We start from the raw sequence: 12793 nt of genomic DNA, 5'->3' as shown, positions 1-12793 counted from the left end.
GGTTTTGTTGGCCTGATAAGCGTAGCGCATCAGGCAGTTTTGTTCTCAGTCAATTGATGGCGCTTTCGTTTATCACCGTTGTAAACGAAGCGCCATTCAACATTTAAATCACCCGCGAGAACTGCTGCATTCGCGCTTTCTGGCGCAAATAAGTATCAAAGCACATGCAAATGTTGCGGATCAGCAAACGACCTTTCGCTGTCACCTGAATTCCCTTCTCATCGACATCCACCAGCCCGTCTTTTGCTAATGGGGCGAGCAGCTTGAGGTCTTCCGCAAAATAATCAGCGAAGTTTAAATCCCACTGCTGTTCAACGGGGGCGTAATCCAGACGGAAGTTGCAGATCAGCGACTTAATTACATCACGGCGAATACAGTCATCGCGCGTTAACGCAATACCGCGCCACAGCGCATTGCCTTGCTCATCTACCTGCTGATAGTAACGCTTCAGCTCTTTCTGGTTTTGCGCATAGCAATCGCCAATCATACTGATGGCAGAGACGCCCATTCCCAACAGATCGGTATCGCCCTGGGTGGTGTAACCCTGGAAGTTGCGATGCAGCACGCCTTCACGCTGGGCCTCCGCCAGCTCATCATCCGGGCGGGCAAAGTGATCCATACCAATGAACTGATAGCCCGATTGCGTCAGGAAGGCGATGGTTTCCTGCAGGATATCCAGTTTTTGCTGCGGACTCGGCAGGTCAGCATCTTTGATTTTACGTTGAGCAGCAAAAATGGTCGGCAGATGCGCGTAGTTAAAGACGCTCAGACGATCAGGGTTCAGTTCCGCCACGCGTTTCAGGGTAAAAGCGAAACTCTCCGGCGTCTGTTTCGGCAGGCCGTAAATGAGGTCAATGTTGGTGGAGGTAAAGCCGATCTCACGCGCATGGTTAAGCAGAGCAAAGATGAGCTCTTCATCCTGCTCACGGTTGACCAGACGTTGCACTTCTTTGTTGAAGTCCTGCACACCCATGCTCAGGCGGTTAAAGCCTTCGGCACGTAAATGATCGAGGACATCCAGTTCAATTTCACGCGGATCAACTTCGATCGAGATTTCCGCATCAGTATTAAACTGGAAGTTTTCCCGCAACAGATTCATCAGACGGCTAATTTGCGCTTTGTTCAGGTACGTCGGCGTACCGCCACCCCAGTGCAACTGGCTGACTTTACGTCCGGCAAACAGTGGCGCACGATGAACGATTTCTTGCTCCAGCGCGTCCAGGTATTGGTCGGCTTTATGCTGCTGGCGAGTCACAATTTTATTGCAGCCACAGAAATAGCAAAGCTTGTGGCAGAACGGGATATGCACGTAGAGAGATAAGGGACGCTCAGGGTAGCGCGCCACGGCTTGTAAAAACGCCTGTTCACCGAAGTCTTCTGAAAACTCCAGCGCGGTCGGGTACGAGGTGTATCGTGGCCCGGAATAGTTATATTTCTGGATCAGGGCCAGGTCCCAGTCGATTTGCTGTACAGACATGCTCACTCCTTCCGATGGCGTCTCTGGCGGCTACGGCGTACCGGCTGATGTCCGTTTTGGGTCATCAACCGGTTGCGCAGCCACTTTTGTCGCCGCGACAACCGCTGTAGTTTAACGAATAACCACACCAGATAACATATAACCGGAAGGGTTATCAGCAGAACGGGAAGGCCCACAGTGGCAACCCGTTAGTTGCCTCGCAACAGACGCATCATGTCTTCTTGCTTCTCGTCTTCTTCCTCTTCTTCATCGTCGTCATAAGAGAGGCCGAGTTTCTGCATCAGCTCATCAATTCGATCCAGTTTAGCATCAACCCAGGATTGCTCTTCGGCACTCAGGGTTTCGCCCGCTTCCAGACGTTCCAGCAGCGCATCCAGACGCTCATCCGTTTCCAGTAACTCCAACTCCGCCTGCGGTGAAAGCATAGGTTTCTCACTCTTCGGTTTGTGCTGTTTGGTGACTTTTTCAGTCACACCCAATGGAATAGGGGTTTTACTGCCAATGCGTGGATCTTTCGGTGCGTTCTGGCCTTTACTGCCCGATGTAGAGCTACCGCCCGCTGCACGACTGCCTGGCGCATGACCACGACGTTTTTTCTGACGCTTGCGGTCACGAGCTTCCTGATCCAGCTCTTCGCGTGTTTTTCGACGCGCTTTTGCGTGACCTTTGCTGCGTGAGTTTGAAGATGATGGTTTCATAATAGTTCGTCTTTTAGCCGTTTTATTCAGTATAGATTTGCGGCGGAATCTAACAGAAAGCAAGCAAAGAAAAAAGGCGACAGATTACTCTGTCGCCTTTTTTCCTGACTCATAACCCTTAACGGGTCTTACAATCCTTGCAGGCCGCCAACACACCCTGTTTTTCCATTAGCCAGAACATTCCGTGTTGATTCCATTTCCGTTTAATTACGTCTCCGGACGTTTGTCTTCCTGACAATCCTCTGTCTTCGCCTCCTGGCGCTCCTGACCCTCATCCTGAGTCATCTTCCTGTTAGCGTCCTCGCTCTATGGGTGCTACTTTACGCTTCTGCACCAAACAAACAATAAACTATCATCAGTATTTACTCATTTTCAGATTATTGTATAAAACTAATCACCTGATTTCTTTGACCTATTTGACATGCATCGCAGAATTTTCTCTACGATTTCGCATAAAAATGATCGGCAATATCTCACAAAGCATATGGTTTTTACTTACACCACTCCCCCGAAAAATCCGTCTTTTATTGTGGTTCAGGTATAATCGCCGCAACGCTTTGACTGATGGAGACGACCGCTTTGACTAATTTGAATTACCAACAGACGCATTTTGTGATGAGTGCGCCTGATATTCGCCACTTACCTTCCGATACCGGAATCGAAGTGGCTTTTGCAGGCCGTTCCAACGCAGGGAAATCCAGCGCGCTGAACACGCTGACTAACCAGAAAAGCCTGGCGCGTACCTCGAAAACGCCAGGACGCACCCAGCTTATCAACCTGTTTGAAGTGGCTGACGGCAAACGTCTGGTCGATTTGCCGGGCTATGGCTACGCAGAAGTTCCGGAAGAGATGAAGCGTAAATGGCAGCGCGCATTAGGGGAATACCTGGAAAAACGTCAGAGCCTGCAAGGCCTGGTGGTACTGATGGATATTCGCCATCCGCTGAAAGATCTGGATCAGCAGATGATTGAGTGGGCGGTAGACAGCAATATCGCCGTGTTGGTGCTACTGACCAAAGCGGACAAACTGGCAAGCGGTGCACGTAAAGCGCAATTGAATATGGTGCGTGAAGCGGTGCTGGCGTTTAACGGTGATGTGCAGGTAGAGACATTCTCTTCTCTGAAGAAGCAAGGTGTGGATAAGCTGCGTCAGAAGCTGGATACCTGGTTTAGCGAGATGCAGCCTGTCGAAGAGGCGCAGAGCGGCGAATAATTTTCTTGCCCTTGTGCTGGTGCCGGATGCGGTATAAACGCCTTATCCGGCCTTTAAAGTGAAGAAAATTCAATAAGTTGTTATTCACAATAAACCTGATAAGCATAGCGAATCAGACAATACAGATATTTTCTTTCGTGCAATAAAAAACGCCCCAGTCATTACTGACTGGGGCGGCTAAAAAATTCAGCCAAATCCGATTACGTGAAGTAAAAGGTCTGAAAGATAGAACATCTTACCTCTGTACCCTACGCGAGTAACTTTACTCTTTTTTGTTCAGTTCAGAAAGCACTTTTTGTAATTTTTTTTCAGTTGTTGCATAGGAATTTCTAATAGTCATCACAAAATGTGGCGAGTTATGTTGCTTACTTACGAAAAAAAGGCTTGCTCAGGCGAATCTTAGTGCGCCTGATCCCAGTTTTCGCCACTTCCCACTTCCACCAGCAACGGCACATCCAGACGGGTACAGTTTTCCATCAACTGATGGATTTTCTTCGCTACCACATCGAGATCATCTTTATGAACTTCAAACACCAGTTCATCGTGTACCTGCATAATCATACGCACACGCGGTTGCTCGGCCTGGAGCCATGCATCAACGGCAATCATCGCCCGCTTGATGATATCGGCCGCGGTGCCCTGCATTGGCGCGTTAATTGCTGCACGTTCTGCCGCGGCACGGCGCGCACCATTGCTGGACTTAATATCCGGCAAATAGAGGCGGCGTCCGTCCAGCGTTTCAACGTAACCCTGTTCTTTCGCCTGGGCGCGGGTGCGTTCCATATACTCCAACACGCCTGGATAGCGTTCAAAGTAGAGATCCATGTACTTCTGCGCTTCTTTACGCGGAATGTTCAACTGGCGCGCCAGACCGAAAGCACTCATGCCGTAAATCAGGCCAAAGTTGATCGCTTTCGCGCTACGACGTTGTTCGCTGGTGACGGTTTCCAGTGGCAAACCAAACACTTCTGCAGCCGTTGCCCGGTGGATATCTTTTCCTTCTGCGAAGGCGGTCAGCAAGCCTTTATCACGTGAGAGATGCGCCATAATGCGCAGTTCAATCTGCGAGTAGTCCGCAGAAACAATCACGTAATCCTCTGGCGCAATAAACGCCTGACGAATACGGCGACCTTCTTCGTTACGCACCGGAATGTTTTGCAAGTTAGGATCGGTTGACGACAAGCGCCCTGTCGCAGTCACCGCCTGGTGATAAGAAGTATGCACGCGCCCGGTTTTCGGGTTGATCATCAGCGGCAGCTTGTCGGTGTAAGTCGATTTCAACTTCGCCAGACCGCGGTACTCCAGAATCACTTTCGGCAATGGATAGTCCAGTGCCAGCTCTTCCAGCACCTCTTCCGACGTTGACGGCGCACCGCCCGGTGTTTTCTTCAGCGGTTTAATCCCCTGTTTTTCAAACAGAATGGTTTGTAACTGCTTGGTGGAAGAAAGATTAAATTCTTCACCAGCAATTTCATGCGCTTTCTTTTCCAGCTCCGCGAGACGCAGAGTGAGTTCTTCTGAATGATTGTGCAGAACTTTCGGATCGATCTTCACACCGTTACGTTCAATGCGCGAAAGCACCGGCACCAAAGGCATTTCGATGTTTTCAAAGACGTTCAACGGTCCTTTTTGTTTTTGCAGATCCGGCCACATTTTCAGATGCAACTGCAAGGTGACATCCGCATCTTCGGCGGCATAGCGTCCGGCCTCTTCCAGGGCAATCTGGTTAAAAGTCAGTTGATTTTTACCTTTACCGGCAATCTCTTCAAAAGTAATGGTTTTGTGCTTCAGCCAACGGTCCGCAAGGCTGTCCATGTCGTGACGCCCGGCAACACTGTTGAGAATGTAGGACTCCAGCATGGTATCAAAGGCAATTCCACGCAGCTCAATACCGTAGTTCGCCAGAATGCCGCGATCGTATTTCAGATTTTGCCCAACCTTCAGCGCCTTCTCATCTTCCAGCAGTGGTTTCAGCAGTTCGAGGGCGCGCTCGCGAGAGATCTGGTCGGGAGCATCGAGATAATCATGAGCAACCGGTACATACGCCGCCACACCTGGCTCGATGGCGAAAGATAGCCCCACCAGGTTGGCAGAGACGTTATCGAGGCTGTCGGTTTCGGTGTCAAAAGCAAATACCGGCGCTTTTTCCAGCTTCGTAATCCATTCTTTCAGCGTATTTTCATCAAGGATGGTGACGTAATTGTCGTAAGAAATCACCGTCGCAGTCACTTCCGGCATTTCGTCGACAACAATGGTTTCCTGCGACTTTGTGGCCGGTTTCGCCCCTTTGGCCTGTAACCACTTGCCTGCTTCAACATCGGCAACCCAGCGTTTGAATTCATACTTTTTAAACAGCCCTAACAACTCTTCAGCCGCCGGTTGCTGCACTTCCAGTTGTTCACAGGTCAGCTCCAGCTCAACATCAGTTTTAATCGTCGCTAACTGGTAAGAAAGATATGCTACCTCTTTATTTTGCTCGAGCTTCGCCGCCATTGTTTTCGCACCGCGGAAGCTTAGGCCAGCAATTTTTTCCGGCTCAGCATACAGCGTATCCAGCCCACCAAGACCTTGCAGCAGTGCCTGCGCGGTTTTTTCACCCACGCCCGGTACGCCAGGGATGTTATCTGAAGAGTCGCCCATCAGCGCGAGGAAGTCGATAATCAGTTCCGGCGGTACACCGTACTTATTCACGACCTCTTCCGGGCCAAGGATCGTATTCGTCATGGTATTGATGAGTGTGATATTTGGCGTTACCAGTTGCGCCATATCTTTATCACCGGTGCTGATCAGTACCGGGCGACCGGCTTTTTCTGCTTCGCGTGCCAGAGTGCCGATAACATCGTCTGCTTCTACGCCAGAAACGGCCAGCAGCGGCAAGCCCATCGCTTTAACCATCGCATGCAGAGGCTCGATTTGCACTCGTAGATCATCCGGCATTGGCGGGCGATGTGATTTGTAATGTTCAAACAGTTCATCACGAAAGGTTTTTCCCTTGGCGTCAAAGACCACCGCTGCATGCGTCGGTTTATATTGCAAGATCAGACTGCGCAGCATGTTGAGGACACCATACATCGCACCGGTCGGCTCGCCTGCGCTGTTGGTCAGCGGCGGAAACGCGTGATATGCGCGATAAAGATAAGATGAACCATCTACAAGGATAAGTGGGTTTTGGGGGATCTGAACCATAATGTCCGTGCCTGTTTATCAGATTATGGGTAAAGGATGCCACAGACGGGATAAAAACATGAGTTTTTCACCGCTTTTCGTGAAAATCTTTTGTAGATCTTCTGGATCGCTCGCTAATCCCCATGTGGATAACTTTGTGCATAAATTATTTACATCGCTTTTAATTTATTCTCATGCTTTTTACAGCATAATATTTATCGTTTACTTTCATGAAGTTAAAAATATCCCCTCAACGAACAATTGAGAAAAAGGGATTTTTTATAATGTGGATAGATATGATTTATTTTTCTATTTAAGGATCATCCGTTATTTGGATCGTTTTCTGCTAAAATCTGCGCCTTGCGCTTCTTTCGCGCACTGTCTATGGCTAACTTTTTGAATAAATTAATTATGACGAGAATACTCGCTACGATAACCCTTTTGCTGAGTATCGTATTGACCATTTTGGTCACCATTTTTTGTTCTGTCCCGATCATCATTGCCGGGATCGTAAAACTGTTGTTACCTGTACCAGTAATTTGGCGAAAGGTTTCACGCTTTTGTGATTTTATGATGTATTGCTGGTGTGAAGGATTGGCGTGTTTGCTGCACCTTAACCCACACCTGCAATGGGAAGTTCACGGGCTGGAGGGGTTAAGTAAAAAGAACTGGTATCTACTTATTTGTAATCATCGTAGCTGGGCAGATATTGTCGTACTGTGCGTGCTGTTTCGTAAGCACATTCCGATGAATAAATATTTCCTCAAACAGCAACTTGCCTGGGTGCCTTTTCTTGGCCTGGCGTGTTGGGCACTGGATATGCCGTTTATGAAGCGTTATTCCCGCGCTTATTTATTACGTCATCCGGAGCGGCGTGGTAAAGATGTTGAAACCACTCGGCGCTCATGCGAGAAGTTTCGTCGGCATCCCACCACTATTGTGAATTTTGTTGAAGGCTCCCGTTTCACGCAAGAGAAACATCAAAAAACCCATTCGGCATTTCAAAATCTTCTGCCGCCAAAAGCTGCCGGTATTGCGATGGCACTGAATGTGCTGGGTAAACAATTCGATAAATTACTCAACGTTACGCTGTGTTATCCGGACAATAATCGCCAACCATTCTTCGATATGTTAAGTGGCAAACTGACACGAATTGTCGTGCATGTGGATTTACAGCCCATTGCTGAAGAGTTGCATGGCGACTATATCAATGACAAAGGTTTTAAACGCCATTTTCAGCAGTGGCTGAACTCACTGTGGCAGGAAAAAGACCGGCTTCTGACATCTCTGATGTCATCACAGCATCAGAATAAGTAAGTTTTACTCGCCTCTGAATTAGCAGAGGCGAGGCATCATTTTAATGAATAAAACGCCCTGCACGAGACATAAATTCTTCTTCACTCATCTCCTGCCCATTGAAAACAACTTTACCTGGCATATAACGCAGTTGCAGTGAGGCGATATTGTTATCAATGGTGATTAACTGAAACATCTTACCTAACGCCATCATTCCGCTAATTTGTTTATCAGCCCGCCTCTGGGCTTTTTCAGCATCCATTCCTTCAGATAAATTAATTTGCTTTGATATTTCAGTGACGACATTAAGCGGTAAAGTCACGTCAAAATTGAGTGATTTAATATCTTTATTTGTGGCCGATGATGATTTAGCAGGATCAGCAATACTGATATCCAGATTAGCGTTAAGTTCTCCGACTGTATTTTTCCAACTAATCGGTAATTTAATAACCGGTTCACTTTTTTGTAATAGCGGTAAAGACTCTTTGAACAACGCAGCATTCACTTCTTCTTGCGCATTTTGATCGTTAGCTAACTCAGGGTGTGCTGCATACTGCTTCTTCATCGCAATATTGTACTGAATGATAAATTGACGAACTGCCGTTGGGTCGATAGATTCAGCAATCAGCGACCATTGACCACTACCTAGCGCCTGATTTCCTTTGGTTAATTTCTCAATACCATAAGTCAGATTAGCATTGATAAAGTCTTTATCTTTAACACGCTCAAGCGTTGTCCTGGCTATGAATGCATCAATTTTGGCAACCTCTTCACCACGATTGATAATGCCGACCTGATTAAATTTTGACTCATTTTCACCAATCGGAAATTTATTTCCTTCCAGTCTTGTCAGGGAGTTCACAGTAAAGGTTTTTGCTATTACTTTATTCATCGGCGATAAGTTCAGAGTGATATCTTCGACTTTTCCTTCAATATTCAGGTTAGACAATGAACTATTATCGCCGCTAAAAGTAAACTGGCCTTCACCAAAGGATACCTGACCATACTCTGCAGGAGCAACATCTAATATCGTAGAGAATGAGCCACCAAATGCGAATCGCAATGATGCTTCGACGGGCGATTTATCTTTCGCAGCGATAAATAGCGACTGTGTCAGTTCATTATTCACTAATTTCACTTTTGCAGCCGCCAGAGCAGGGATGACATTACCATGCATTAACATCGTGATGGGAAACGGGCCGTGCTCAACATCCACATCAAATGCAACTTTCTGGCCTGGTTTGATATTGAGATCTGGAGCTCCGTTATCAAATGTAATTAGCATTTGAAAATGGGAATTAAAAAAACCTTTTTCAAAGTTTTCATAGCTTGCCGTCATCTCGTAGGCATGTTCACCTTTCTTTTTCCCATCGTTAAAATCTTTAATAAATTTTTCGACACCCGGCTGAATTTGCGTGCCAGTGTACCATGTACCACCACTCCAGATAACGGCTAACGCAATAATTACACCCGTAGCTGACTTACGTATCATATAGATATTCCCTGATAAAACAGCAAAAGTTTGAATATCCACTTATGATGAAATAATGTCCAGCAACTGGACGCATTATCAGAAAGTATTTATATTTATTTAAAAATAAAAAAGCCCGCGAGTATTCACGGGCCTTATGTAATTCACAATGAATTATTTTTTCTCAGACAGATATTTCACTGTGTCAGCATATTGCTGAACGAAAACATCCATATTGCTGGTATCCATACCCTGCGGGTTCAACTGATATTTACCGTTAACAAACATCGCCGGAACGCCACGCAATTGCACATCTGCGGCCGCTTTTTCTTGCTGTGCGACCAGAGATTTAACAACAAAACTGTTCCACGCCGCGTCGTACTCTTCACCTTTAATACCTGCGTTGATAAATACATCGCGGATATCAGATGCAGAGCGAATAGTCTGAGTTTTCTGTACGCCTTCAAACAGCGGAACAGTAACTTTGTCTTCTACACCCAGCGCCATCGCCACTGCCCAGGCCTGAGTCAGATCTTTGCCCAGGTCTCCACCCATGAAGTTGACGTGGTATTTGGTCATCTTCACGCCTTCCGGCAGTTTTTTCTTCACGTTATCAGAAATATGCAGAACTTCTTCAAACTGATAGCAGTGCGGGCAGAAGAAAGAGAAAAACTCCAGCACTTGCGGCGCGCCAGCAACCGGTTTTTCCAGGGTGGTGTACTGTTTACCATCTTCATACTGCGCCGCCGATGCGCTAAACGCTAAAACCAAACCAGCCAGCGCCAGCCAAATCTTTTTCATTGTCTACTCTCTCCGATTAATACATAGGTGTTAATTGTAAAGGGGGTTCTTGTAGAACTTTTACCTGTTCTATAAAAGTCGCCATCTGTCGCAGCCAGTAATCTTCCCCGGTTAACCACGGGAAATTTTTCGGGAACGCGGGATCAGCCCAACGCCGCATCAGCCAGGCAAGATAATAAACCAAACGCATGGCGCGTAAAGGTTCAATCAGTCCGATTTCAGCGGTGTCGAACTCGCTAAATTCCTCATAAGCTTCAATAATAGTTTCCAATTGCATCCGCTGCTCGGCTTTATCGCCATTGAGTAACATCCACAGATCCTGTACCGCTGGGCCATTGCGCGCATCATCCAGATCGACAAACATCGGACCATCGCGCCAAAGAATATTTCCAGCGTGGCAGTCTCCATGTAGCCGCAGAACGGTGAAATCTTCCCGCCAATGCGCTGTAACAGCGGCAATCAGTTGATCTGTCGCTTCCAGGAATGCGGTCTTCAACCCGGAAGGTATTAGTGTGGCGTCCTCAAACAGCTTACGTGGCTCAGTAAGATATTCATTCAGGCCAATAGTCGGACGATGGATAAAAAGCTGTTTATGCCCCGTCTGGTGCATCCGCCCCAAATAGCGCCCCACCGCTTCCATCTGATCAATATTGTCGGCTTCGAATTGACGACCACCGACGCTTGGAAAAACAGCGTAATAAAATCCCTGATGATTCAATAAAGTTTGACCGTTATAGGCTAACGGCGCGGCGACTGGAACTTCGTCGTTTACCAGTTGTAACGCAAATTGATGTTCTTCGAGGATTTGGTCGGCTGTCCAACGTTCAGGACGATAAAATTTAACGACGAAGCGTCGACGCTCTTCGTCCTGAAATTGATAGACTCGGTTTTCATAGCTGTTAAGTGGGGTAAGACCGGAATCCACCCGGATCCCTTGCTCAAACAGAGCGTCCATGATGGTGTCCGGGTGTAGTGTCTGGAAAGTAAAAGCGCTGTTGTTCATCCCATCATCCGGAAAACATTACGAATGATGAAGGATATCATTTCACGATGATTTTGTTGGTGCCGCTTACAAGCTTTTACTCTTTAATTACGCCACGTGCGCGTAACAGCGCCGTTTTGAAATCTTCTTCATAATCTTTCTGCAAACCCGGGATCACCGCATCTTTTGCGGAATCGCGCATTTTCAGGTGGTAGATTAGAATGTCATCCGTCAAATCCGCCAGTTCGCCGTCAAAACCTGACTCTTTCGCCAATTTCTGCAAAAATTGCAGCAGGTTAAGGTCTGGCTCTTTTTGCCAGGCTGGCTGGAGGAGTTCAATAACTTCATTCAGACGTTTACATTTCATAGTGATGCTCCTTACTCTTGAGACAGACACGTTAGCAGGGTCAATCCCACAATAAAAGAGGCGATATCGGTGAATCTGATGACGACGATAACAGGCGTGGTGCTGGCAGGCGGTAAAGCCCGACGCATGGGCGGCGTAGATAAAGGATTACTTGAATTAAACGGCAAACCGCTGTGGCGGCATGTCGCTGACGCGCTAATGACGCAGTTATCTCACGTTGTGGTTAATGCCAATCGCCATCAGGAAATCTACCGATTAAGCGGTCTGAAAGTAATTGAGGATTCACTGGCAGATTACCCAGGCCCTCTGGCGGGAATGCTTTCAGTAATGCAGCAAGAAGCTGATGAGTGGTTTCTGTTTTGTCCGTGTGATACGCCTTATATCCCCCAGGATTTAGCCTCCCGACTTTATCATCAGCGAAAAGATGCATCTGTAGTGTGGGTCCATGACGGCGAGCGGGATCATCCAACTATTGCCCTGGTAAATCGCACTATTGAGCCATTATTGCAGGAATATCTGCATTCCGGAGAGCGCCGGGTGATGGCCTTTATGAATCTTGCTGGCGGTCATGCTGTTGATTTCAGCGATCGTAAAGAGGCATTTGTTAACGTAAATACGCCAGAGGAGCTTGCCCGATGGCAGGAAAGACAATAATCCCTTTACTCGCCTTTGCCGCATGGAGTGGCACCGGCAAAACCACACTGTTAAAAAAACTTATTCCGGCATTGTGCGCACGAGGGATCCGTCCGGGTCTTATTAAGCATACGCATCATGATATGGATGTTGATAAGCCGGGAAAAGATAGCTATGAGCTACGCAAGGCCGGTGCGGCACAAACCATCGTTGCCAGCCAGCAGCGTTGGGCTTTGATGACAGAAACCCCAGACGCAGAAGAACTGGATTTGCATTTTCTCGCAAGCCGGATGGATGACTCAAAGCTGGATTTGATTCTGGTTGAAGGGTTCAAACATGAAGAGATCGCGAAGATTGTGCTGTTTCGCGATGGGGCCGGACATCGACCGGAAGAGTTGGTGATAGACAGGCATGTCATTGCTGTGGCCAGCGATATACCGCTTAATGTTGATGTCGCGTTACTGGACATTAATGATATTGAGGGGCTGGCTGATTTTGTTGTTGGGTGGATGAGTCAGCAGGCTGAATAAGCAGGAGTAGGTCGGATAAGACGTGGCAAACGTTGCATCCGGCATTTTTTCCGCACCAGCGCAAAAAGGCCATCCTTACGGATGGCCTTTCGCTTTATTTGATGCCTGGCAGTTCCCTACTCTCGCATGGGGAGACCCCACACTACCATCGGCGCTACGGC

At 47.5% G+C, this 12793-nt stretch carries 11 protein-coding genes and 1 pseudogene; 4 read left to right on the top strand and 8 right to left on the bottom strand.

The genetic code is table 11. The features are described from left to right. Nucleotides 1–103 precede the first annotated feature (103 nt). From hemN to C7B16_RS11255, 3 genes and pseudogenes are all read right to left on the bottom strand, one after another. The gene (gene hemN / locus C7B16_RS11265; protein WP_107179711.1) at nt 104–1477 is read right to left on the bottom strand and encodes an oxygen-independent coproporphyrinogen III oxidase; all 1374 of its coding nucleotides are present in this window, start codon (nt 1475–1477) and stop codon (nt 104–106) included. Between the two features lie 188 nt (nt 1478–1665). Further along, the gene (gene yihI, locus C7B16_RS11260) at nt 1666–2175 is read right to left on the bottom strand and encodes a Der GTPase-activating protein YihI (protein ID WP_107179710.1); all 510 of its coding nucleotides are present in this window, start codon (nt 2173–2175) and stop codon (nt 1666–1668) included. Nucleotides 2176–2293: 118 nt separating this feature from the next. Beyond that, nucleotides 2294–2521: pseudogene (locus C7B16_RS11255) on the bottom strand (hypothetical protein). A gap of 233 nt (nt 2522–2754) precedes the next feature. Between C7B16_RS11255 and yihA the strand changes: the two are divergent. Further along, nucleotides 2755–3387 (top strand): ribosome biogenesis GTP-binding protein YihA/YsxC, encoded by a 633-nt coding sequence (gene yihA, locus C7B16_RS11245; protein WP_001517354.1) that lies wholly within the window; start codon nt 2755–2757, stop codon nt 3385–3387. Between the two features lie 399 nt (nt 3388–3786). Here the strand turns inward: yihA and polA are convergent, their stop codons facing one another. Then, entirely contained in the window at nt 3787–6573 is a 2787-nt protein-coding gene (polA, locus tag C7B16_RS11240) for a DNA polymerase I (protein WP_016249355.1), read from the bottom strand. Nucleotides 6574–6936: 363 nt separating this feature from the next. On the opposite strand from polA, the gene C7B16_RS11230 reads away from it, so the two are divergent. Further along, the gene (locus C7B16_RS11230) at nt 6937–7869 is read left to right on the top strand and encodes an acyltransferase (RefSeq protein ID WP_016249356.1); all 933 of its coding nucleotides are present in this window, start codon (nt 6937–6939) and stop codon (nt 7867–7869) included. A gap of 40 nt (nt 7870–7909) precedes the next feature. On the opposite strand, the gene C7B16_RS11225 is transcribed toward C7B16_RS11230, so the two are convergent. The 4 genes from C7B16_RS11225 to C7B16_RS11210 all read right to left on the bottom strand — a co-directional run bounded on the left by C7B16_RS11225 (nt 7910) and on the right by C7B16_RS11210 (nt 11469). Next, nucleotides 7910–9340, bottom strand: a complete 1431-nt coding sequence (locus C7B16_RS11225; RefSeq protein WP_107179709.1) for a DUF945 family protein — start codon at nt 9338–9340, stop codon at nt 7910–7912. Nucleotides 9341–9493: 153 nt separating this feature from the next. Continuing rightward, nucleotides 9494–10120, bottom strand: a complete 627-nt coding sequence (gene dsbA, locus C7B16_RS11220; RefSeq protein WP_000725337.1) for a thiol:disulfide interchange protein DsbA — start codon at nt 10118–10120, stop codon at nt 9494–9496. Between the two features lie 16 nt (nt 10121–10136). After that, nucleotides 10137–11123: a stress response kinase SrkA gene (gene srkA, locus C7B16_RS11215; RefSeq protein ID WP_107179708.1), complete on the bottom strand. Its 987-nt coding sequence runs from the start codon at nt 11121–11123 to the stop codon at nt 10137–10139. Nucleotides 11124–11199: 76 nt separating this feature from the next. After that, nucleotides 11200–11469, bottom strand: coding sequence for a YihD family protein (locus C7B16_RS11210; protein WP_001295263.1), 270 nt, complete (start codon nt 11467–11469; stop codon nt 11200–11202). Between the two features lie 69 nt (nt 11470–11538). On the opposite strand from C7B16_RS11210, the gene mobA reads away from it, so the two are divergent. Together mobA and mobB are read left to right on the top strand one after the other, a co-directional pair. Then, nucleotides 11539–12123: a molybdenum cofactor guanylyltransferase MobA gene (gene mobA / locus C7B16_RS11205; protein WP_016262679.1), complete on the top strand. Its 585-nt coding sequence runs from the start codon at nt 11539–11541 to the stop codon at nt 12121–12123. Continuing rightward, entirely contained in the window at nt 12105–12632 is a 528-nt protein-coding gene (gene mobB, locus C7B16_RS11200) for a molybdopterin-guanine dinucleotide biosynthesis protein MobB (protein ID WP_038354721.1), read from the top strand. Before mobA ends, mobB begins: the two co-directional genes overlap by 19 nt. Nucleotides 12633–12793 lie beyond the last annotated feature (161 nt).

Source organism: Escherichia sp. 20412-1, from assembly GCF_003027595.1.
GTDB classification, from domain to species: domain Bacteria; phylum Pseudomonadota; class Gammaproteobacteria; order Enterobacterales; family Enterobacteriaceae; genus Escherichia; species Escherichia marmotae.
This window is presented reverse-complemented; position numbering and strand designations above follow the sequence as displayed.

Bases quoted from the DNA above. Each gene is read 5' to 3' on its own strand.
- hemN (WP_107179711.1), bottom strand. From the start codon at position 1,477: ATGTCTGTACAGCAAATCGACTGGGACCTGGCCCTGATCCAGAAATAT.
- yihI (WP_107179710.1), bottom strand. From the start codon at position 2,175: ATGAAACCATCATCTTCAAACTCACGCAGCAAAGGTCACGCAAAAGCG.
- polA (WP_016249355.1), bottom strand. From the start codon at position 6,573: ATGGTTCAGATCCCCCAAAACCCACTTATCCTTGTAGATGGTTCATCT.
- C7B16_RS11230 (WP_016249356.1), top strand. From the start codon at position 6,937: ATGGCTAACTTTTTGAATAAATTAATTATGACGAGAATACTCGCTACG.
- C7B16_RS11225 (WP_107179709.1), bottom strand. From the start codon at position 9,340: ATGATACGTAAGTCAGCTACGGGTGTAATTATTGCGTTAGCCGTTATC.
- dsbA (WP_000725337.1), bottom strand. From the start codon at position 10,120: ATGAAAAAGATTTGGCTGGCGCTGGCTGGTTTGGTTTTAGCGTTTAGC.
- srkA (WP_107179708.1), bottom strand. From the start codon at position 11,123: ATGAACAACAGCGCTTTTACTTTCCAGACACTACACCCGGACACCATC.
- C7B16_RS11210 (WP_001295263.1), bottom strand. From the start codon at position 11,469: ATGAAATGTAAACGTCTGAATGAAGTTATTGAACTCCTCCAGCCAGCC.
- mobB (WP_038354721.1), top strand. From the start codon at position 12,105: ATGGCAGGAAAGACAATAATCCCTTTACTCGCCTTTGCCGCATGGAGT.